Below are 24,018 nucleotides of genomic sequence, written 5' to 3'. Positions count from 1 at the left end.
TTAGTATATATCGTTCATTTACGAATTGCTTGGTCATTGTGGTTTTCCACATTCTGGTAGTATTTTTTTTCAATACCTTAGCGAACTACTATAGATAATAATTATTAAATACAGAATGGCAAAGACCCCTATAAAAGCTGATATCAATTTTGAACAGGAATTGTGGAAAGCGGCTAACGAGCTTTATGGTGTAGTAGCTGAGAATTAGTACAAAGATTATGTACTTCCCTTAATTTTCCTGAAACACATGTCTGAGCGCTATGAGATTCGTAAAGACGAGTTACTGGATTTAGTCGGCTTTTCGTTTCGCTTCAAGTTTTCGTTAAACCGAAATCTGAAAGGTTACAATTTCCCCGCCATCTCAAGGTAGCTAAACGTTATCAGTCATTTTATTAACAACCTTGCAAATATTAAACCACAGGTAAAAATAACTAGCATTTAAAGACATGAACGAAATAATTTGCCCAAATTGTAAGAAAGCTTTTAAAGTTGATGAAGCTGGTTTTGCTGACATACTTAAACAAGTGCGAGACCACCAATTTGAAGAAGAATTGCAGACACGACTAAATCTTGCCGACAAAGAGAAAGAAAGTGCCGTAAAACTCGCTGAAGCTAATGTTAGATATTCTTTGCAAGAACAACTCGCAAAGTAAGGACAAGGAATTGACTGAACTTAAAGCTCAGAAGGACATTGAACTGTCTCAAAAATTAGCCCAAAAAGAAACTGAGCTACTACAACTCAAATCCAAAATTGATAATGCAGAAGTTGAAAAAAAACTTGCTATTAATGAAGCCACTCAAAAAGCTGAAAGGGAACGTGATAATTTGGCTAACGATTTAAAAATAAAAGACACCGAAAAACAACTTCTTGAAAAATCATTAAGTGAAAAGTATTCGGCAGAACTAAAGGAAAAGGATGCAATCATTAAGCATAAGGACGAGGAGATTGCACTTAGAAAGGATATGAAGTTAAAACTATCAACAAAAATGGTAGGCGAAACACTTGAACAGCATTGCGAGACCGAGTTTAACAAACTTAGAGCAACAGCTTTTCAAAAAGCATATTTTGAAAAAGATAACGACTCAAAATCCGGTAGTAAAGGTGATTTTATTTACAGGGAAACTGACGAAGGGGGTAACGAAATCATTTCAATAATGTTTGAAATGAAAAATGAAGGAGACGAAACAGCCACGAAAAAAAGAAATGAGGATTTTTTTAAAGAATTGGACAAAGACCGGACAGAGAAAAAATGCGAGTACGCTGTTCTTGTTTCTCTTTTAGAACCAGAAAGTGAGTTTTATAATCTAGGAATTGTTGATGTATCGCATAAATACAACAAGATGTATGTTGTACGACCTCAATTTTTCATTCCAATAATTACACTACTTCGTAATGCTGCAATGAATGGTATGCAATATAAAGCAGCACTGGCTTTAGAAAGGAATCAAAATATTGACATAACTAATTTTGAAGAAAAGATAAATTCTTTCAAAGATGGTTTTGGAAGAAATTACGAACTAGCAAGTCGCAAATTTAAAATTGCAATTGAAGAAATAGATAAGACTATTGACCACCTTCAAAAAACCAAAGACGCTTTGTTATCATCAGACAACAACCTTCGACTTGCTAATCAAAAAGCCGAAGATTTAACCATTAAAAAATTAACTCACGGTAACCCTACAATGAAAGCAAAGTTTGACGAACTTAAATAGAAAAAATAAATCATGCAAGAACAAGCAACTCTTAAAATAAACAAGCAGACACTTCCATTTTTAAACATCTCTTTGTATCTGAACGATATTAAGCCCGTTCGGTCGTTGACTATTGAAAACACTTCTGAAACAGATTCTGCTCAACTTGAAATAAGCATAACTGCTGACCTTCCTTGCATTGAGCCGTTTAATTACAGTATCTCAACCGTTCCTGCTGAAAAAGACGTGAAAATTCCGTTAGAAAGTTTAAAAGTCAACCGTGATTTTCTTAACAAGCTGTCTGAAACCGAAAAAGCAAATATCACAATAGAAGTTGTTGAAAAAGAAATTTCAATATGCAAAGAAACCTTTTCTATAAATGTTTACCCTTTAGAGCATTTTGGAGGGTTTCAAGTATTGCCAGAACTGATAGCAGCGTATGTTACTCCCAATCATCCTTACATATACCACATTAAAAGAAAAGCAATTGAAACTTTAGAAAAGCAAGGATTAAGAACGGCTTTTGAAGGTTATCAGAACAATGATCCAGAACGTGTATTGCAAATGATGTCAGCAATATATTCCGCCATTCAAAGCGAGGAAATTGTTTATAGTTCTTTACCTCCAGGTTATGAAGAAACGGGACAAAGGTTACGTTTACTTAATACCATTCAACAGGAAAAGTTCGGAAACTGTATTGACATAAGTTTATTGTTTGCCGCTTGCTTGGAAGCAGTTGACCTAAATCCTATTCTAATTATTGTTCGTGGTCATGCTTTTGTTAGTTGCTGGTTACAAGACGAGAAGTTTTCTGAAATTATTAATGACGATAAAACTGCAATTACTAAACGACTTTCTAAAGGCATACGTGAAATGGCAGCAGTTGAAGCAGTAAGTGTATGTAAAGGAAATAATATAAAATTCAGTGATGCACTGAATGCAGGCGAAGCACAATTAGTTCAAAAAGAAGATTTTCTGCTATCAGTAGATATAAAACGTGCAAGAACTCTCCGGATTCGTCCATTGCCTCTGCTAACAAACTCAACACGAACACAATTAGATGAAGAAGCTATAAAGCAAACAGAGACGGCTGATATGGAAAACCGTTTTGAGATTGGCACTATTTATCAAGACGAATTATTGCAAGGCAAACAACCAAAAACCAAGCAAAAAATATGGGAACGTAAACTTCTAGATTTATCACTTCGCAACAACTTACTGAATCTGCATATCACCCGCAATATGCTGCAGTTGGTAGATATTGATATCAGTAGTTTAGAAGACACTTTATCGGAGGGAAAAAGTTTTTCGATTATGCCTAATCCGAATGCGGAGGTCTTACGCAAGTATAACCTTTTCTCACAGCCGCTTCATAAATCGTCTCCATTATATCAAACGGCAACTGATGAATTGAAATACAATAGACTACTTACTCACTATCATCAACAAGACTTAGACAATATTCTCTCTTACATTCACAAAAATGCAAAGCAAGCAATTGAAGAAAACGGTTCAAGTACATTATATCTTGCCGTTGGGTTATTGAAATGGTATGATCGTAAAACTCCCGAGCAGCCACGTCTTTCGCCAGTGCTTCTGGTTCCTGTAGAAATCAGCCGGAGGTCAGTAAACAGCAAGTTTGTATTGAAAAGCCGTGAAGAAGAAACCATGATAAACATCACATTGGTAGAATTTCTTCGTCAAGAGTATGAACTGAATTTGAGTGCATTGGAACAACTACCTACTGACGAGAAGGGAGTTGATGTAGCAAAAGTAATGGGCATTCTTCGTAGAGCCGTTATGCAGTTAAAAGGTTGGGATGTACAGGAGCAATTAGTGTTAGGTAATTTTTCTTTCAGCAAACTGATTCTGTGGAAAGACATTGTAGAGCACGAGGAAGATTTGCTAAAAAGCGATATGGTGCGTAGTTTAGTAGATGGCAGATTAGTATTCAATGAAAATCACGAACCGTATTCTATTAACGATTTTGACAATGTTAATTCAGAGTCTATCATGCTACCCATACCAGCCGATGTATCGCAAATGGCGGCGGTGCTTGCCGCACAGCAAGGTCGTAGTTTTGTTTTGCACGGACCTCCAGGAACTGGAAAATCTCAAACCATTACCAACATTATTGCCGATGCCTTATATCGTGGAAAAAGAGTTTTATTTGTAGCAGCAAAAAAAGCGGCTTTAGATGTTGTTCATAGACGATTAGAGCAAATTGGACTTGACCCATTTACATTGGAGCTACACTCCAATAAATCTAAAAAGTCCGATGTGTTGCAGCAAATGGCAAAATCAATTGAAACATCAAAACTTGCACGAACCGTCGATTTTCAGCAAGAGGGACAACGGTTAGACGATGCTAAGAAAGCTATCAGCAATTATGTAAATGTATTGCACCAAAAGCAACAAGTTGGTTGGAGTTTATACGATAGTATTACCGCCTTAGAAAATTATAGTGACAAGGTTTTTCCGAAAAGTTTCATTTCTGAAACCGTTTTGCTACAATTGAATGCAACACTTTGGCAACAATGGACAGATTGGCTTCCACAATTCCAATCTATAATAAAACTACTTGTTCACCCTTCTGAAAATCCTTTGACTGCTTTGAATTTACAGCAGTATTCTCCTTCTGTAAATGATGAAATTTTAATACAAACACAAAAATTATTAATCCTCTTGCCTGATGTACAAAGCAAATCGCAGTCGTTAGCTAAGGCAATACATTTCCCTTTTCCTATACAAGCTAAAACTGAGTGGGAACAATTTAATGAGATAATAAATACCTTAGAAAATTTACCGAATATTCCTTTGGAACTTGTACGCTACTTATCCGACAAAGAAAATCACAGTCTCTATGAAGAATGGAGTAAGGCATATGGTCAATATCTGACAGTTCTAAACAGTATTTTAAAAAATTACAATCGCAATGTTTTATCCACAAATATTTCCGCAACAGAAATAGAATGGAAACAGGCACAACAAAGTTGGTTCTTCCCTAAATGGCTAAAGAAAAGAAAGATAAAAAAGCAGTTAGCCGTTTTTAGAAAAGCTCCTTTTAATGAAGAAAGCGAATTAGAGCAACTTTTTTCCTATAACAATCAGTTGCAAGAGGTGCAAAGTCTTTTGCAACAAAGCCGCTTTAGCCCTGTACAACAGTCATTGAAAAATTTATTCAAAGAAGAACAAACAGATTTATCTGATATTGACAATAAAGCTTTATTGATTCAACATCTAAGCAGTTTAACAAACGATTGGGAGCGTAATGGACTTGGCAAATGGGTTCAGGTTTGGCAAGAAAAAAACTTACTGTATCTAGATGAAGTTAAGGAGGGTAACTTTGCTGCCATTACAGAGCTCATACAAACAACAACAACGTTAAACGAACAAAAGAAAAATTACGAAACACTTACGGCGATTAATTTCCAACAAAAAGAAAACTGGCTAAATGAAACTGTAATACAACTACAAAAAATACAAGCACACCTTCCTCAATTAAGAATTTGGATGAACTATGTTCAACTCCGTTATCAAGGCGAGGGTTTGAGTTTGCAATGGCTGATAAGTGATTACGAAAACAAATTGTGTGATTCTGAAAACATAGCCGATTACTTTAATTACACTGCCCACGCTTCCATTGCAAAAAGGATTATCTCGCAACACGAATCATTAAGTTTATTCAATGTGGGCTTATTTGAAAGTAAAATTCAACAGTATAAAAAAATTGCAAAGGACTTTCAAAACCTCTCCATTCAAGAATTACGAATGAAGTTAGCGGCACAGTTACCCAACACTACAGCCGAAGCAATGCAAAGTTCAGAAATTGGAATTTTACAACGAGCCATCAAAAACAAAGGCAGGGGATTGAGTATCAGAAAATTGTTTGACCAAATCCCTGCATTACTACCCCGTATTGCTCCTTGTATGCTTATGAGTCCAATTTCAGTAGCACAGTATTTTGATGTGAATACAAAACATTTTGACATCGTAATTTTTGACGAGGCATCGCAGTTACCAACCTGCGAAGCAGTAAGTGCCTTGGCAAGAGCAAAACAATGCGTAATTGTAGGGGACCCGAAACAAATGCCACCAACCTCATTTTTCAGCACCGTAAAGTTGGACGAAGAAAATATGGATGTGGAAGATTTAGAAAGTATTTTAGATGATTGTTTGTCGTTGTCAGTGCCTTCAAAATATTTGTTGCGACATTATCGAAGTAAGCACGAAAGTCTAATTGCTTTCAGCAATGTAAATTATTACGAAAACAAACTTCTTACATTCCCTTCCTTTGATGATTTGAACCGTAAAGTAAAGCATCATCCCGTAAAAGGATTTTATGATAAAGGTAAAACACGCACAAATAAATTTGAAGCAGATGAAATTGTGCAATACATTAAAACACATTACAGCGATTCACAAAAACGGAAATTGAGTTTAGGTGTTGTTACTTTCAGTCAAACACAACAGAATCTAATAGAAGACAAACTACAAAAACTTTTTATGTCTGACCCGAAATTGGAAGAATTTGCCAATGAAAGCAATGAGCCATTGTTTGTGAAAAACTTAGAAAATGTCCAGGGTGATGAACGTGATATTATTCTATTTTCAGTGTGCTATGCTCCTAATGAAGAAGGTAAAATGAGTATGAATTTTGGTCCATTAAATCGTGATGGTGGCTGGCGTAGATTAAATGTCGCTGTAACTCGTGCACGCTATGAAATGCACATATTCGTTACATTGCAAACAGACCAAATAGATTTAAGCCGCACATCAGCCGAAGGTGTAGCAGGATTGAAGGCATTTTTACAGTTTGCAGAAAAAGGACATTTAAGTGTTCGTCCCGAAGATGTTCAGGAAACCTTGAACAAGCAACACTTATCAACATCTATTAGTAAAAAATTACAGGAAAAAGGATTAGTTGTAAAGTGTAATATTGGCACTTCGGGATTTAAAGTGGATATTGGTATTGTTCACCCCGATAAACCGCAACAATATATTTTGGGAATTGTGGTTGACGGACATTACTACTATAATGCTCACACAACCAACGACAGAGAAATGGTAATGCCATCCGTGCTTAAAGCTTTAGGTTGGGATATTCATCGCATTTGGACAATTGACTGGCGTGAAAACTCAGATAAAATTATTGATGCTATAATTGAAAAAGTAAAGCAACTGCAAACACAGCCGGAAGTTAAAGTAGAGATTATTACTGAAGCTTTATTTGAACCTGCATTTGAGTCAATTAAAGCAATGCCCGAAGCGGTTTTACCAATGAATGTTACAACAAAGCAAAATCCTTATACTGCCCAAGCCCTAACGCCTATTTTTAATGCTAACAGTGAAACAATATATGAGTTTCAAAACCGTAATACCATAAAGCAACAGATACAATCATTAGTGGATACAGAGGTTCCTATAAGTAAAAGTTTATTATATAAAAAAGTATTGCAAGCGTGGAACACCAGTCGCGCAGGGGCAAAATTAGACAAACACTTGGAAGGAATTATCAAAGAGATGAATATAGTTCAGACAATACATCATCAACCTTTTTATTGGAGCGACAATACAACTTTAGATTACTACCGCAGCAACGACATAGAAAAACGTATAATGGAGGACATTGCTCCTGAAGAAGTTTTAGTTGCTTTACAGGAAGTTTTAACAAATAATCTGAGCATTGAGGAAGCTGAACTTTTTCGTTACTTGGCTCGGACTTTTGGTTTTGCCAAAGTAGGCAAGCAGATTGATATAATATTGCGTTATGTCGTTGATACAGCAGTAGAACAAGGTAAAGCGAAAAGAGAAAACGACAGAATAAAATTGGTTGACAAATAAACCATCATCGCTGAATTAGTAGAGAGCCAAACTACTTCAAGAAGAAGACCACCGAAACAAAGAATTAGGCTTATCAGACGAAGAATTAGCTTTCTATGATATACTAGCTTCAAAAAAGGATATTATCAAAGAAGCAGGCCCTGTTCAGGATATTGTACACGGAGTAGTCAAAGCAGTTAAAAACAACTTGCAGATAGACTGGATGAACAAAGAAGATGCTAAAGCAAGCATACGACTAGCCGTAAAAAAAGAATTGAGAGGAAAAGTAAACATTAACGAACTCAACAACATTCTCCAGGAAATAATGGATCAGGCAGAAGGCCAGTATGCTGAGTGGAGGGCGTAGATAGGTTTATAAAGGTTGTTAGTTGTTTATAGAGTTCCAGAAGCATTTGTATGAGGAGAAGGTGGCGTAAAGGCAGTTTTCATTGAACATTTTCGGTATAATAGTAACAGCAGCTTGTCAAGCGGTCTCTTTCCTTTCGATTGCTTCGTTACATTTGGCTTTTCCAGTCAATCATTCTTCTCTCCATTCCAAAGACCATTTGCCCCCAAAAATAGAGCACCTCAAAAAAGAGAAGCTCTTTTTTTGTTGTCTGCATTCCCAATTTTCACACGCCCTCTCAAGTCATTCGTAGAAGCTACCACATCCACAACACAGCTTCATCTCATTTCTCTCCGTAAACTTCGATTCATTCAATTCAGCAGTGCAATGCCTGTCGCTTCTGTTTTGCAGCGGCTCGCTCTTTCGCACAGCCATCAGGGTTGGCTCCGTTCAGTAAAAACTTCACTTTGCCTTAAATCTTTGTTGGCCTAACGGCTGACTTATATTTTTTCCCTGCCGTTTCACGCTCTCAGTACTGCACTCCACTTCGCATGCTACGCTTCGTTCCCGTCCTGAGGTGACTGTTCGATATCCGCGAACACCGCCACCCGTTTACCAAAAAAAGCTTTCTATGGGTTGGAGTAAATAACGCTTTTTTTGCTTCACTTGGGGTGTTATTGTAGTTGTAAATAGTTCAATCGCCACAAGGCTATGCTCATTTTTTCGGAAGACTGCCAAGGAGAATTTATCTAAAAAACAACTTTTCGCAATGGCACCCTTCCAAAAAAATCGAGCGAACAATTAAAGCCAATCAGCAAAGTCTAGTTATTAATTTACGCTTTTGGCTTTTTTGATAGCATATAAGCCCCGCCCCAATTTTATATACCGAACCCTATTTATATTATAAGCGGGGTAGATCAGTTTTAGAGGACCTTTTTTGCTTATTATAACCATCTTTATAGCTCGGGTTTTAATAAGGATAAGCTTTTACTCGAGTGTCGTCGCTTTCTTAGCTGTATAAGCTCTTAAGTGAGTCCCTTTTCAACAGCTAGTAGGTGGTTTTACCGCAATTTAAAGTTATATAGGGAGGTTTCTGACCTTAAATTTTGGTGTTTGCAACATCAAAAAAAAAAAATATGAGGAGTATAAAAGCAGTGATGCACTACCTTAGTACGCCGCCCCGTCTAATTATAGGGAAAATGAAAATGGCAGTCGAGTCCTTGGGGTAGTAAATTTAGGAGACAGTAGGCTTAGCAAGGATGTGGTAAGCTTTTCAAAAATAACTTACTACACTTTTTCCACAGTGGTAGCAAGGGTTACCAGGGAAAAATGAGTGTAGTAAGATAGTTTTCTGTCAACTTTAGGATCAGTGCACTTTTATCATATACGAAGGGAGACGACTTATATCCTAGTATTGTATTACTAGGACTATAATAAGTGTAAATAACTTACTACACTTACTACATCCTTGTTAAGTCCTATTTTCATTAGTAAGTATGTAGTAGGAGTTATTAGAAAAGCTTTCTACACTCTTACTACATTTTAGTTATAGACCTGGCGGTGTATCTGTTTCTTTCATTATATTATCAAGATGATTTAAGAACTCGGGTATACTAGTCGGGGCTCCAATACTTCCACTACTATCCCCTAATTGAATTTTATATTTTTTTGCTACGTGCTTGCCATTTCTTATACTTATTGGTTCATAGTCCAGCTTTTTTAGGGAGATGCCTACACGTTGTACAGTCATTCTTTGTTTGGTCAAAGTCTCTAAGTATATTAGAATCTCACTTGCAGTCACTGAAGATGTTGTAGACGGCACCAACTTGTCTCTAATCAAGGATAGTGTTATATCCTCGACCTCGTATTTTAAGTTCTCATCTGTCTGTAAAAGTTTTTCGTCATCAGTTAAGGAACTAGTCTCTCCATTCATATGGTATTCGTATATTACACGCCAAACATCATACATATCTATTTTTTTTGCTTTTTCAAAGTCGAACCCCTGCATATCAATAGCAAGAAATCTATTATTTCCAGTGGGGTCGGTTAACATCTGCTCACTGTTTGTGGTACCCATTATTATTGCCGATCTATACATTTGGGTTTTAAATCTACCATAAGGTAAACGTTCCGATATGTCGTAGGAACTAGTTATGTTTTTGAAGTCTGCTAGAGAACCTTTATTCGCAAGAATACACTCAAACTCATCAAAACAAGCCACAAATTGACTACAAAGGGAGACTTTTGCATCTGTTAGCTTGAATGAATTAAAGGAGGTGACTTTTCCATATTCTCTAAGGTCATTTGGTAATATACCTTTGGTTAGAGCCGTTTTTCCTGAGTCCTGTTTTCCTGCGAGTACAAGTACATTTTTGGTTATCCATTTATTGCTATACATATCAAACAGCCCAAGCATCCACCGTTTTAGATAGGTTTTAAGTAAGGACTTTTCCATAGATGTCTCAAAGCAGCTCACGAAATTGTCTAAGCAGCTCTCGTCGTATTTTCTAATCTTTAATGCAACAATAAATTCGGCTATAGGATGGTATTTTTTTTTATATGCCTCCGTTTCCAGAACTGTTTGTATGGTATCCTTTGTGATATTAATACGATAATAGTTGGCACATTCAACACGTAAAGTAGAAGCGATATGGTCTGATATCGGAATCCTATCGAATTCAATAAGTCCTGTCATTTCGTTTAGAGATATGTTTCTGTTAGCTGAAATATAACTTTCAACTCGCGGGAACGGAGACTTTGACTCTTCCTTCCCATTAGTTTTGCTTTTTCTTACTGCCTTCGAACTTTGTGGAATTATAGCAACAGCCTCTAGATGTTTGGCGGCTTTTATTTCTGATTGTGATCGTTCTAATATCAAATCAATAGGCTTTTGAGCCTTGTCTTGTGGTTTCGTAATATCCATGACTAATTGATTTTCGTTAGTGAGGCAAGTACTTCATTTCTCTTGTAAAACACACGTGATCCAATCCCGTAAGCGGGTATTGTTGTATCTCTAGTAAATTTCTTGAGGGTGTTTAGAGTAATGCCTAATAGCTCGGCAGTTTCAACTCGTGACAAGAGTGTTTCCGGTGTTGGCTCATTGGCCTGCATCTTTGCTTCGATACGTTCCAACGCTTTGGCTAGGTCTTCAAATGGATTAGACATTGTAAATCCTTTTTAAGTGTCCTCTACCTCTTGTATAGGTTGATAAAAATAAGTCAATTTCCTCTTTTAGATAGAGTGTGGCTTTTGGGGATTCATGACAGGGTTTGATACAGCCAATTTTTTTCCAACGGGAAACTGTCATACGGGTGCATTCTGCTTTTTCAGCAACTTGTTTTGAAGTGTAAAACATTTTTGGTTTAGTTTATGAAACTGAAACCTTTTTTTTGAGTAGATTTGCAGAAGTAAAATGTCCTAGAAGATTTTTTACCTTATTGCATAGGGCTCGGCTCAAAAGTCGGGCTTTTTGTTTCTGTTAATTATGTAAATGTATTGACTATGGAAACAATACAAAAGTTATGTTATTAACGATATTTTCATTTTTAAGTAAATTCTGATATTAATTTAAGTTTTTTTAGAAATTTTATTTTTCTACAGAGCCTGTAAGGTCATTTTTAATCTTTTTAGTAATTGTTAATAACTTTATCTTTGATAAAATATGTAATATGCAGATACACATAGTACACAAAACCATACACAAGTACGTTACGAAGTCTTATTGTATATGGTTTGAATCATTATAAGTTGTAATTTTGCACCGAATTTATTGATTTTATGCTTGCGTGAGGGATTGCAGTGAAATCCCATGCTTTTTAGCGTGGATTGAAACGGAAAGCCCGACCCGAAGTTTTTACGAAGGGTCACGCCCAAAGAATTAGAAACACACAATTAAATAAATATATTATGAAGTTTTTTATTGACACGGCTAATTTAGCTCAAATTGAGGAAGCACAAGCATTAGGCGTTTTGGATGGTGTTACAACTAATCCAACATTAATGGCAAAAGAGGGAATCACTGGAAAAAATAGCATTTTGAAACATTACGTTGATATTTGTAATCTTGTTGATGGAGATGTAAGTGCTGAAGTAAATGCTTTGGATTTTGACGGAATGGTTAAAGAAGGGGAAGAATTAGCGGATTTACACGAGCAAATTGTGGTAAAATTGCCGATGACTAAAGAGGGAGTTATGGCTGCTAAATACTTTTCGGATAAAGGTATAAAAACGAATGTAACTTTAGTATTCTCGGCTGGTCAGGCTTTATTGGCTGCCAAAGCGGGAGCTACTTATGTTTCTCCGTTTATTGGTCGTTTGGATGATATTTCAACAGACGGTTTAGCTTTGATTGAAGAAATAAGATTAATTTATGATAACTACGGTTACGAAACTCAGATTCTTGCTGCTTCAGTGCGTCACACGATGCACATTGTAAACTGTGCGAAAATTGGTGCTGATGTGATCACCGGACCATTGTCTGCAATTTACGGTTTATTGAAACACCCATTGACTGATATTGGATTAGCACAGTTTGTTGCCGATTTCGAGAAAGGAAATAAATAGATTTGAGATTGCAGATCACCGATTTTTAATTTGATGATCTCGAAATAAATAAAAACTCCCATTATGCTTAGCAAAATGGGAGTTTTTTTGTTGGTTTGGTTTTGGTTAGTTTGTGCTAAAATTAGTGAGATCCACCAACTTCCACTTCTTTTCCGATTCCTTGTTTTTCTAGAATTCCAATTACTTTCCATCCGTAGAATGCGATGAAAGCAAAACATAAAACAGGAATAAAGTAAGAAGCATGAATTCCAATAATATCCGCGAGTTTTCCTTGTAGTGGAGGGATAATTCCACCACCTAAAATCATCATTACTAAGAAAGCAGAACCTTGGGAAGTGTATTTTCCTAAACCTGCAATTGCCAATGAGAAAATAGATGGCCACATAATGCTTAAGAATAATCCACCGCTCATAAAAGCAAAAATTGCGATTGTTCCAGTAGTAAATAAACCAATAAGCATGGCTGTCATTCCCATTAAACCAAAAATCATAAGTGTTCTTGAAGGTTGGTCTTTTCCTAAAAAGAAACCAGCGATTTGAAATAAAATTACAAATGCATATGCATATAAAGGCGTTACATCTTGTCCGGAAATAGCATTAGCAGCTAATACCACTCCAAAAGCTACATAAGGAACTACGATCAGTAAAATTTTCTTTAATTGTGATGATGGATTGAAAACCGTAATTGCTCCTGCCCAACGTCCGATCATTAAACTTCCCCAATACATAGACATGTAAGGTGCTAAAGCTGGTCCAGAAATAGAACCAAAATCAGCGGTTACCAATAATTCACCAAGGTTACTTCCTATAGTTACTTCGACACCCACATAAGCGAAAAGGGCTAACATTCCCAATACTAATTGCGGGTATTTCATGGCTCCCCATCCTTCAGGATTTTTTTGAGCCGTTGTGTTTGCGAAGAACAATCCAATAACAACTACCAAAAGTGTGGAAACCGTTAAGCCTAATCCTAAATAATCCTTTTCTTTATTTTCAATAAAACGAGCGATAAATTCAGGTTCTTCATAACGAGAAAAGATGTACGCAAATATAGCGACCAAAATCACAGTGATGGCAATTAGGGTTTTCATTGCTTTGTTCGCGGTTTCAAAAGAAGAATCACTTTTTCCTGCTGGTAATTTTTTAGAAAAATGGAATAAAGCTGCTGCCAATAAAAATAGTCCTCCAACAAATACATAAAGGATTCTCATAGAATCTAATGAATCCGGTTTTTGAGCAAATTCTTCAATATTTATACCTGCACTAACTCCAAATAAGGCGATCGAAACCACTATTGGTCCTACCGTGGTTCCCAATGAGTTGATTCCTCCGGCAAAATTCAGTCTGCTAGATGCTGAATGTGGTTCACCAAGAGAAGCTGCGAAAGGCTGTGCCGATGTTTGTTGTAATGAGAAACCAAGTGCTACAATAAATAATGCGCCAAGAATGAATAAATAACTTCCTTGTGTTACTGCCAATATCATAAGTACAGCACCAAATGTACTTATCAAAAGCCCGTATATAATTCCTTTCTTGAATCCCCAATTATTTAAAATATCCTTTTTTGCAATGCTGCTAAAAATAAATAGAAGTAATGCCCCAATATAATATGCTCCGTAAAATGCAAAATCAATAAGTTGACTTTGAAATTGATCTAAGCCAAATTTAGCTTTGCAAAATGGAATAAAAATCCCGTTTGATGCTCCAATAAAACCCCAAAAGAAAAATACGGTAATAAGCGTATAAAGCGCGGAATTGTTAGCTTTTGTTTGTTCTGAATTCATAAATATAAATTGGTTAGTGGTTGTTGTAAAAATATTTTTATTGCTGTACGACCGTAAATATATTTGTTAAGTAAACTAAAAAAAAATTATTTAGAATAAATATTGTTAGAATTATAGAATAATCACTTTTTGTTATAAAACGATGCTTTTTTTTTGAATATTTTCCTAATTCCTGCATTAGAATTAATTTTCCATTTTCTGTGAAATACCCTTACCTAATAGAAATGGTACGCTTTTTCTAGAATTCGATAAAATTTAGCATTTGATTTAAAGAATTAGATATCTGCGATTTTAATTTTTTTTCCACTCTTTTAAAAAAACCTATCTTTATAAATCAGTATAAAAAACGACATATGAAAAGTGCTTTAGAAATTAAACCTGACATCAGTTATAAAAGTGCCGGTAAATTTGAGGAAACGAGATTTGAAAAAATTCACAATGAAATTTTTAAAAACTCAGTAGAAGCATCTGTGATTGTCGCTCAAGAAATGGCACAATTAATTAGATCGAAACAAGAAGAAAATAAACCTTGTGTTCTAGGTTTGGCAACAGGATCTTCACCAATAAAAGTGTATGAAGAATTGGTACGAATGCATAAAGAAGAAGGACTTAGTTTTAGTAATGTAATCACTTTTAATTTGGATGAATATTATCCAATGACAAAAGAGAACAATCAGAGTTATCATTATTTCATGCACCAGCATCTTTTTAATTATATTGATATCAATCCGGAAAATGTAAATATTCCAGACGGAACGGTGGTTATCGATGAACTGAATCAATATTGCATTGATTATGAAATGAAAATAAAAAATGCAGGTGGACTCGATTTTCAATTATTAGGAATTGGACGTACAGGTCATGTTGGTTTCAACGAACCAGGTTCGCATATCAATTCAGGAACTCGAATAATTACTTTGGATCATATTACCAGAGTAGATGCTTCCTCAGATTTTAATGGAATTGATAATGTTCCTAAAAGAGCACTTACGATGGGAGTTTCTACAATTCTCAGGTCTAAAAGAATTGTATTGATGGCTTGGGGACAAAATAAAGCCGATATTATAAAAAGAACTATTCAAGGAGACATCAGTTCTGAAGTTCCTGCTACTTTTTTGCAAAATCACACCAATACCACTTTTGTTCTGGACCAATCGGCTGCTTCAGAATTAACCCGATTCAAAACGCCTTGGTTGGTGGGAGAATGCATTTGGACTCAAGAATTAAAAAGTAAAGCTATCGTTTGGCTGTGCCAAAAAACAGATCAATCCATTTTAAAACTAACCGACAGGGATTACAATAATAATGGAATGTCTGATCTTTTGGCTTTAGAAGGTTCCGCTTACGATTTAAATATCAATATGTTTAATGTATTGCAACATACGATAACTGGATGGCCAGGAGGAAAACCCAATACGGATGATACATATAGACCGGAACGCGCTAATCCTGCTAAGAAAAGAGTAATCCTTTTTAGTCCGCATCCAGATGATGATGTAATTTCTATGGGAGGAACTTTTTCAAAATTGATAAAACAAGGACATGATGTTCATGTGGTGTATCAAACTTCAGGAAATATAGCCGTTACTGATGATGAAGCTTTAAAATTTGCCGAAGTTTGCAACGATTTTATAGGGACCGATGATGCTAAAATTAATTTTAACGCAGTTATCGATTTTCTAAATTACAAAACAGAAAACCAGATAGATTCATTAGAGGTTCGAAAATTAAAAGGTTTAATCAGAAGACGTGAATCGTATGCTGCCACAAGATATATTGGATTAAAAGAGGAGAATATTCATTTTCTAGACCTGCCTTTCTATGAAACGGGTCAGATAAAGAAAAATCCATTAGGGACAGCTGATGTTGCCATTGTAAAGAATATCATCGCAAAAATAAAACCCCATCAGGTTTTTGCTGCGGGAGACCTTGCTGATCCGCATGGAACGCATGAAGTTTGCTTGAATGCAATTTTCGCGGCAATGAAACAACTGAAACCGGAGCCTTACATGAATGATTGTTGGTTGTGGTTGTATAGAGGTGCTTGGCATGAATGGGATATTCACGAAATTGATATGGCAGTTCCTTTAAGTCCAGATGAAGTTTTACTAAAAAGACACGCCATTTTGTACCATCAATCTCAAAAAGATAGAGTAATGTTTCAAGGAAACGATTCCAGAGAATTTTGGGTAAGAGCGGAAGACCGTAATAAAAATACAGCAAAATTATATGATAATCTTGGTCTTGCAGAGTACGAAGCTATCGAAGCTTTCAAGCGTTTCGATTATTAAAATTAACTTTATAAACGGATAAATAACATGAAATTAATTCTAATCCTATTATTCTCTGCTTTTGTTTCGAATGCTCAAATGCAAAAAGAACAATTAGATCTTATGCCGTGGCCACAAAATATAAATTTGACTGCTGGTACTTTTGCTTTAAGCAAAAGTTTTAAAGTAAATATTACCGGTAACCCAAATCCTAGAATTTTTATAGGAGCAACTCGTTTTTTACGAAGATTGGACGGCAGAACAGGATTGTTCTTGGAGCAAAGTTTTTTGACGAAAATCAACGAAAGTCCAGCAGCAGAATTGCAAATTAATTGTGTTCGCAACGGGAAAATAGAAATAAATGAGGATGAAAGTTATACACTAATTATTGCTTCCAATAAAATAACAATCAATGCGACGTCTGATTTAGGTGCGCTCCATGGCTTAGAAACGCTGTTGCAATTACTGCAAAATAACAGCACTTCGTATTATTTTCCTACGGTTGAAATTACAGATTCACCAAGATTTACCTGGAGAGGATTGATGATTGACGGCGCGCGAAATTTTCAGCCGGTGGATGTAATTAAAAGAAATCTTGATGCAATGGCTGCGATGAAAATGAATGTTTTTCATTGGCATTTAGCAGATGATCAAGGATGGAGAATTGAAATGAAAAAACATCCAAAATTAACTGAATTGGCTTCGGATGGAAATTATTATACTCAGGAAGAAATCAAAAATATTGTGAAATATGCGGATCAAAGAGGGATTTTAGTTATACCGGAAATAGATGTCCCGGGCCATGCTTCGGCATTCCTTACCGCATATCCTGAAGTAGGAAGTAAAGTAAGTGATGGAAAAGTCACCTATGAAGTGCAAAGAAATTCAGGGGTTTTCAATGCAACTTTAGATCCTTCAAATCCAAAAACGTATCAATTGTTAAGCGAAATTTTTGACGAAGTTTGCCCTTTATTTCCAGGGGCTTATTTTCATATTGGAGGTGATGAAAATAATGGGAAAGAGTGGAATTCAAATCCTAAAATACAGGAATTTAAGAAAAAAAATAACTTGGAGAACAACCATGATTTGCAAACGTATTTTAACATGCAGTTACTTCCAATGTTGAAAAAGCACAACAAAAAATTGATGGGCTGGGAAGAAATAATGACCGGAAACATGTCTAAAGATGCCATAATTCATGCCTGGAGAGGAACAAATGAAGGTCTTGCTTCTGGAGGCTCGTTAATTAAAGCAGCAAAAAGTGGTTTTAATAGTGTTTTGTCCAATGGGTATTATATTGACTTAATGCTTGGTATTGAAAGTCATTATTTGAATGATCCCATACCAAAAAACAGTATTCTGAGTCCGGAAGAAAAAGCAAGGGTTTTAGGGGGAGAAGCGGCCATGTGGAGCGAACTGGTTACGCCATTAAATATCGATTCAAGGATTTGGCCACGATCCGCAGCTATTGCAGAGCGATTGTGGTCTAGTGAGGAGGTGACGAATATGAAAAGCTTACGCAAAAGGTTGAAAACAATTTCTTTTAGATTAGAAGAACTTGGAATTACGCACATTAGAAACAAAGAAGTAATTCTGAGAAACATCAGTAACAATCAAGACACACGTGCTTTAAATGATTTTTCGAACCTTTGTGAACCACTGAAAAATTATAAACGAAACGGTGGCGGAAAAAAATACCGCATGCACTCTCCATTAACTTTATTTGCGGATGCCTGTACTGCAGATGCATCAGATGTTTTTGATTTTGATACTGCCGTAAACAATTATTTAGAAAATAAAAGTCAAGAAAACCAAATTTTGGTGGCCAATTTTTTGATAAAATGGATCGCCATGAATAGTGATTTAATTGGATTAAGTGCAAATGCTCCACTGGTGCAGCCGCTTTTACCATTGTCTAAAAGTTTAAGTGATTTATCTCAGCAGCTTTTACTTAAAATTGATAAAAAACAAACGATAAATCCAACGGTATTGAATGATTTATTTGAGCAATGTAATTCTAGAAGTCCTGCTGATGTAGAATTAGCGGTCTACGGCAGTTTAAAAAAGTTATTTTAAATAAAAAAATCTGATGAAATTTTATACGAATTAATGTCATATTCTATAAATTGAAACAATTAAAAACGGATTTTTTTGGAATTCATTAAATCAGTATTTTTTTTCGTATTTTTGCAAAAATTTTATAAAAAAATATTCATGTTAACAGTTAATAATTTATCAGTTCAGTTTGGCAAACGAATTTTGTTTGACGAAGTAAATACGACCTTCACACACGGGAATATATACGGAGTTATTGGAGCCAACGGTGCTGGAAAATCTACTTTTCTTAAAATAATTGCTGGTGAAATGGATCCTACATCGGGACATATTCATTTGGAACCAGGAAAACGTATGTCGGTTTTGAACCAAAATCATAATATGTTTGATGAGAGTACCGTTCTGGAGACCGTTATGATGGGGAATAAAGCCTTGTATGCGATTAAAAAAGAAATGGATGCTTTGTATTTAGATTACAATGATTCAAATGCAGATAGAATAGGAGAGTTGCAAGTGCAATTTGAAGAAATGAATGGATGGAATGCCGATTCGGATGCAGCATCGATGTTGTCAAACCTTGGTATTACTGAAGAATACCATTATACTTTAATGGGAGATTTGGAAGGAAAGATAAAAGTTCGTGTCCTTTTGGCACAAGCGCTTTTTGGAAATCCAGATTTACTTATTATGGATGAGCCTACCAATGATCTGGATTTTGAAACCATAGCTTGGTTAGAGAATTTTTTGGCAAATTATGAAAATACTGTAATCGTAGTTTCTCACGACAGACACTTTTTAGATTCAGTTTGTACACATATATCGGATATTGATTTCAGTAAAATAAATCATTATTCAGGAAATTATACTTTTTGGTATGAATCAAGCCAATTAGCGGCGAAGCAACGCGCACAACAAAATAAAAAAGCGGAAGAAAAGAAACAGGAATTAGAAGAATTTATTCGTCGTTTTAGTGCGAATGTAGCCAAATCAAAACAAGCTACTTCTCGTAAAAAAATGATTAGCAAGTTGAATATTTCCGAAATAAAACCTTCAAGCCGTCGCTATCCTGCGATTATTTTTGACCAAGAGCGTGAAGCAGGGGATCAAATCTTGAATGTACAGAATTTAAGTACTTCAATTGATGGCGAAATTTTGTTTCAGGGAGTTGATTTGAATATGGCAAAAGGCGATAAAATTGTTCTTTTTTCGAAAGATTCCCGTGCAACAACCGCTTTCTACGAAATTTTAAACGGAAATAAAAAAGCGGATTCGGGAACTTATGACTGGGGAGTTACTACGAACCAAGCCTATTTGCCGGTAGAAAACCATTCATTTTTTGAGAGTGATTATTCACTTGTAGATTGGTTGCGTCAATGGGTAAAAACAGAGGAAGAGCGTGATGAAGTTAACATTCGTAGTTTTCTTGGGAAAATGATTTTCTCTGGAGAAGAAGCCTTGAAAACTTGTAGAGTATTATCTGGAGGAGAAAAAGTACGTTGTATGTTGTCCCGAATGATGATGGAAAGAGCGAATGTTCTTATGCTGGACGAACCTACGAATCACTTGGATTTAGAGTCCATTACAGCCTTTAATAATTCATTGAAAAACTTCAAAGGATCTGTGATTTTTACTACTCATGATCATGAGTTTTCTCAAACGGTTGCTAATAGAGTAATTGAATTGACGCCAAATGGAGCGATTGACCGTTACATGACATTTGATGACTATCTTGATGATGAAAAAGTTAAGGAATTAAGAACTAAGATGTATGCAAAATAAAAGTAATACTGTTTAATACTAAAAAATCTCCCGCAATTTGTGGGAGATTTTTTGTTTAATGGATATTCACTAATAGGATTAAAATTATTAGTATCTACTTTCTTTTAAAAATTTTACTTATGATGAAAGCAATAATCGCTAATACTGCAATCACAATAAAAACGCCAACACCAACACCCGCTTTAAATATACCTTCTATAATTGAACAACTTGTAAACGATAGTAACACTATTAAAAGCATTAACAATCTAGTTAGTTTTTTTTGCATGATTTTTATCTTTAATTAGAAATATAAAATTACTAAATTGAATCGCTTGTTTGTTATATAATTTCTACTGTTTCTTGTAAAATTTTTTAATAGTTTTAATAAAAATCACAAAATGTAACTTTCCAACTATTTTTTAAACTACTATTTTATTTAAAAAAATATATTTTTGAATTTTACTATTTCTGTTTAAATCAAGCTATCAAGATGACCAATATTACTTTAAATTTAAAATCTCCCAGAATAGAAGTGGTAGATGCCTTACGTGGTTTTGCCATTATGTCTATTATGTTACTTCACAATGTAGAACATTTTGAATATTATCATTTGCCTGAAAATTTTCCAGCTTGGCTTGTTGCTTTGGATAAAATAGTTTGGGATTCTTTATTTTTTCTTTTTGGAGGAAAATCGTATGCCATTTTTGCGCTTCTTTTTGGGTTTAGTTTTTACATTCAAAATGACAACCAAGCTAAAAAAGGAAATGATTTCCGAGGGCGATTTTTTTGGCGGATGGCATTATTATTTGTTTTTGGGCTTATAAATACTGCATTTTATCAAGGAGATATTCTGACATTATATGCTTTTCTGGGACTTTTATTGATACCGGTTGTTAACTGGAGTAACAAAGCTATTTTTATTACGGCTGTTATTTTGATACTGCAACCTTTAGAATGGGCAAGGTGTATTTATTATGTGCTGAATCCGGATTATGTAGCGCCACCTAATTTGTCTAATGGTTATTATGAAAGCATTGGGTTTTATATGAAAAATGGTTCTTTCATCGATTATGTAGTTGGAAACTTGACATTAGGAAAAATCGCTTCTTTATTATGGTCTTGGGAAAATGGAAGGTTTTTTCAGGCTCCCGCATTATTTATGTTTGGAATGTTATTAGGTCGAAAAAAACTTTTTAATGCAACCCATACGAACCAACACTTTTGGAAAAAAGTATTGCTATATTCAAGTATTTTATTTATCCCATTATTTGTTTTAAAGACGCATACCGTAGCTGTAATTGAAAGAATAACACTATCTAACACACTCACTGTTATATTTGCTTCTTGGTCTAACGTAGCATTTATGTTAGTCCTCGTTTCAGGATTTGTTTTGTTGTATCAAAAGGATTCTGTTCATAAAGTGTTTTCTAAGCTTATTCCTTTCGGAAAAATGAGTTTGACTAATTACATCATGCAATCTATGATAGGTTCCTTTATTTATTACCGATATGGATTAGGATTTTTTGAATATACAGGCGCAACATATTGTTTATTGATAGGGATTGTATTATTTATTATCCAATTGTTATTTTGCACTTGGTGGCTTAAAACTCATAAACAAGGACCTTTAGAAACTATTTGGCATAAAGCTACCTGGATTTCATGGGGTAAATAAGAAAGGCCTCTATTTTCTCTGTTTATAATTATAAAATCATAAATCGGAATTCGTATATTTGCACAACCAAACAACACACTTTACAATGAGTCAAAAAGTATTACTTACTGCAAAAGAAGTTACTATCATATTACATCGTTTGGCCTGTCAATTAATTGAAAAACACTTAGATTTTTCAGACACTATTTTAGTAGGTATTCAACCAAGGGGCGTTTTTTTAGCAGAACGGTTGAAAGAAATATTAGAAAAAGAATACCTAACACCTGAAATTCAATTGGGCTATTTGGATATTACCTTTTTTAGAGATGATTTCCGAAGAACAGATAAGCCATTAGAAGCAAATAAAACCAAAATTAATTTTATCGTTGAAAACAAAAAAGTTATTTTCATTGATGATGTTTTATTTACAGGACGAAGCATTCGTTCCGCTTTGACAGCCATCCAATCTTTTGGCAGACCATCAGAAATTGAACTTCTAGTTTTGATTGACAGACGTTTTAGCCGTAATTTACCTATTCAACCGGATTACAGAGGAAGACAGGTAGATGCCATAAATAACGAAAAAGTGAAAGTCAGTTGGAAGGAAAATGACGGTGAAGATGGTGTCTATTTAATTACAAGTTAGATTATAATTTATTTAAAAGGCTAACATTAAAAACTAATAATCGTAAAAAGAAATGAAAGAATTAAGCGTAAATCATTTATTAGGAATAAAATACATCAACAAGAATGATATTGACCTAATTTTTGAAACAGCCGATCATTTTAAAGAAGTTATCAATCGACCAATTAAGAAAGTTCCTTCCTTACGAGACATTACCATTGCCAATATTTTTTTCGAAAATAGTACTAGAACAAAACTCTCTTTTGAATTAGCCCAAAAACGTTTGTCTGCCGATGTTATTAGCTTTTCGGCAGCACAATCTTCAGTCAAAAAAGGGGAAACTCTAATAGATACCGTTAATAATATACTTTCGATGAAAGTAGATATGGTAGTCATGCGACATGCTAATCCCGGTGCTGCTTATTTTCTTTCCAAAAACGTAAAAGCCAGTATTGTAAACGCAGGTGATGGTGCACATGAGCATCCTACACAAGCTTTATTAGACAGTTATTCAATTAGAGAAAAACTAGGAGAGGTAGCTGGAAAAAAAGTAGTGATTGTAGGTGATGTTTTACACTCCAGAGTTGCGTTGTCAAATATATATGCGTTGCAAATGCAAGGAGCAGAGGTAAAAGTTTGCGGACCAAAAACGTTGATTCCAAGATACATTGAGTCGCTTGGTGTTACAGTAGAACCAAATTTGAGAAAAGCGCTTGAATGGTGTGATGTGGCGAATATGTTACGCGTGCAAAATGAAAGAATGGATGTGAATTATTTTCCATCTACACGAGAATATGCTCAACAATATGGAGTTGATAAATCGATTTTGGACTCCCTAAATAAAGAAATCGTAATTATGCATCCGGGACCAATAAATCGTGGTGTCGAAATCACCAGTGAGGTGGCAGATTCACAACAATCGGTGATTTTAAACCAAGTCGAAAATGGTGTTGCAATTAGAATGGCCGTAATTTATCTTTTGGCATCAAAAATTCAGTAATTTAATATAAAACTTTGTAAATTAGCTATTTATAAACGGCTCTACCTTGAGTAGACTTAGAAATTAAAAATATGAAAGTAGATCAAAAAGGACATACAATTAGTATTAGAGATACGCAAGGTGATTTCACCTCTTTTTTAATGAAGGTTACGCACCAATACAAGACATTTGAAAAGCATAATTTGATCATAGATCTTTTATTGTACAAAGATTTGCCATCGGGGAATATGAAATTATTTATGCCTCTGTCAAAACTTCATAAAAAAGCTAAAAAATCATTTGTTATAGTTACTTCTGAATTTGATTACAATGCGGTTCCTGAAAAATTAACTGTTGTTCCTTCTCTATTGGAAGCTCATGATATTATTGAAATGGAAGAGATTGAAAGAGATTTAGGTTTTTAAATTAGTGTATTCGGTTATTGGTTTAACCGTTTAATTGATTTA

The 24,018-nt window shown here is 35.0% G+C and carries 16 protein-coding genes and 2 pseudogenes; 13 read left to right on the top strand and 5 right to left on the bottom strand.

The features are described from left to right. Positions 1-220: 220 nt before the first annotated feature. The 5 genes and pseudogenes from ACNQGD_RS07005 to ACNQGD_RS06985 all read left to right on the top strand — a co-directional run. Positions 221-370: pseudogene (locus ACNQGD_RS07005) on the top strand (hypothetical protein); the annotation flags it as partial. Between the two features lie 76 nt (positions 371-446). Continuing rightward, positions 447-653: a hypothetical protein gene (locus tag ACNQGD_RS07000; protein ID WP_417998791.1), complete on the top strand. Its 207-nt coding sequence runs from the start codon at positions 447-449 to the stop codon at positions 651-653. Beyond that, entirely contained in the window at positions 616-1,713 is a 1,098-nt protein-coding gene (locus tag ACNQGD_RS06995) for a DUF2130 domain-containing protein (RefSeq protein ID WP_417998790.1), read from the top strand. Before ACNQGD_RS07000 ends, ACNQGD_RS06995 begins: the two co-directional genes overlap by 38 nt. 12 nt (positions 1,714-1,725) lie before the next feature. After that, positions 1,726-7,536 carry a DUF3320 domain-containing protein gene (locus ACNQGD_RS06990; protein WP_417998789.1) on the top strand — a complete coding sequence of 1,937 codons (5,811 nt, stop codon included), beginning with the start codon at positions 1,726-1,728 and terminating at the stop codon, positions 7,534-7,536. Between the two features lie 37 nt (positions 7,537-7,573). After that, positions 7,574-7,882, top strand: a pseudogene (locus ACNQGD_RS06985) (type I restriction enzyme endonuclease domain-containing protein); the annotation flags it as partial. Positions 7,883-9,407: 1,525 nt separating this feature from the next. Here the strand turns inward: ACNQGD_RS06985 and ACNQGD_RS06980 are convergent. Genes ACNQGD_RS06980 through ACNQGD_RS06970 form a run of 3 tightly spaced genes read right to left on the bottom strand, consistent with a single transcriptional unit; the run spans position 9,408 to position 11,216 of the window. Then, complete coding sequence (locus tag ACNQGD_RS06980; RefSeq protein WP_417998788.1) at positions 9,408-10,784, bottom strand: VapE domain-containing protein; 1,377 nt, start codon at positions 10,782-10,784, stop codon at positions 9,408-9,410. A gap of 2 nt (positions 10,785-10,786) precedes the next feature. Further along, complete coding sequence (locus ACNQGD_RS06975; protein ID WP_417998787.1) at positions 10,787-11,026, bottom strand: helix-turn-helix domain-containing protein; 240 nt, start codon at positions 11,024-11,026, stop codon at positions 10,787-10,789. Next, positions 11,019-11,216, bottom strand: coding sequence for a hypothetical protein (locus ACNQGD_RS06970; protein WP_417998786.1), 198 nt, complete (start codon positions 11,214-11,216; stop codon positions 11,019-11,021). The genes ACNQGD_RS06975 and ACNQGD_RS06970 overlap by 8 nt, the downstream gene beginning before the upstream one ends. 551 nt (positions 11,217-11,767) lie before the next feature. Between ACNQGD_RS06970 and fsa the strand changes: the two genes are divergently transcribed. After that, entirely contained in the window at positions 11,768-12,424 is a 657-nt protein-coding gene (gene fsa, locus ACNQGD_RS06965) for a fructose-6-phosphate aldolase (protein ID WP_417992831.1), read from the top strand. A gap of 121 nt (positions 12,425-12,545) precedes the next feature. On the opposite strand, the gene ACNQGD_RS06960 is transcribed toward fsa, so the two are convergent. Then, positions 12,546-14,207 carry an MFS transporter gene (locus ACNQGD_RS06960; protein WP_417998785.1) on the bottom strand — a complete coding sequence of 554 codons (1,662 nt, stop codon included), beginning with the start codon at positions 14,205-14,207 and terminating at the stop codon, positions 12,546-12,548. Between the two features lie 353 nt (positions 14,208-14,560). Between ACNQGD_RS06960 and nagB the strand changes: the two genes are divergently transcribed. From nagB to ACNQGD_RS06945, 3 genes are all read left to right on the top strand, one after another. Continuing rightward, complete coding sequence (gene nagB, locus ACNQGD_RS06955; protein ID WP_417998784.1) at positions 14,561-16,498, top strand: glucosamine-6-phosphate deaminase; 1,938 nt, start codon at positions 14,561-14,563, stop codon at positions 16,496-16,498. Between the two features lie 27 nt (positions 16,499-16,525). Then, positions 16,526-18,553, top strand: a complete 2,028-nt coding sequence (locus ACNQGD_RS06950; protein WP_417998783.1) for a beta-N-acetylhexosaminidase — start codon at positions 16,526-16,528, stop codon at positions 18,551-18,553. 138 nt (positions 18,554-18,691) lie between these two features. Beyond that, positions 18,692-20,311, top strand: coding sequence for an ABC-F family ATP-binding cassette domain-containing protein (locus ACNQGD_RS06945; protein ID WP_417992835.1), 1,620 nt, complete (start codon positions 18,692-18,694; stop codon positions 20,309-20,311). A gap of 94 nt (positions 20,312-20,405) precedes the next feature. On the opposite strand, the gene ACNQGD_RS06940 is transcribed toward ACNQGD_RS06945, so the two are convergent. Continuing rightward, positions 20,406-20,579, bottom strand: a complete 174-nt coding sequence (locus ACNQGD_RS06940) for a hypothetical protein (protein WP_417992836.1) — start codon at positions 20,577-20,579, stop codon at positions 20,406-20,408. Positions 20,580-20,783: 204 nt separating this feature from the next. On the opposite strand from ACNQGD_RS06940, the gene ACNQGD_RS06935 reads away from it, so the two are divergent. The 4 genes from ACNQGD_RS06935 (at position 20,784) to ACNQGD_RS06920 (ending at position 23,976) form a co-directional block, all read left to right on the top strand. Further along, entirely contained in the window at positions 20,784-21,968 is a 1,185-nt protein-coding gene (locus tag ACNQGD_RS06935; RefSeq protein WP_417998782.1) for a DUF418 domain-containing protein, read from the top strand. Positions 21,969-22,053: 85 nt separating this feature from the next. Continuing rightward, positions 22,054-22,593 (top strand): bifunctional pyr operon transcriptional regulator/uracil phosphoribosyltransferase PyrR, encoded by a 540-nt coding sequence (gene pyrR, locus ACNQGD_RS06930; protein ID WP_417997247.1) that lies wholly within the window; start codon positions 22,054-22,056, stop codon positions 22,591-22,593. A 52-nt stretch (positions 22,594-22,645) separates the two neighbouring features. Further along, positions 22,646-23,572, top strand: coding sequence for an aspartate carbamoyltransferase catalytic subunit (locus ACNQGD_RS06925; protein WP_417992838.1), 927 nt, complete (start codon positions 22,646-22,648; stop codon positions 23,570-23,572). Positions 23,573-23,643: 71 nt separating this feature from the next. Next, positions 23,644-23,976, top strand: coding sequence for a ribonuclease Z (locus tag ACNQGD_RS06920; RefSeq protein ID WP_417992839.1), 333 nt, complete (start codon positions 23,644-23,646; stop codon positions 23,974-23,976). The last annotated feature ends 42 nt before the right edge of the window (positions 23,977-24,018 follow it).

The sequence above is a fragment of the Flavobacterium glucosi genome, from assembly GCF_048286535.1.
Lineage (GTDB): Bacteria > Bacteroidota > Bacteroidia > Flavobacteriales > Flavobacteriaceae > Flavobacterium.
This window is presented reverse-complemented; position numbering and strand designations above follow the sequence as displayed.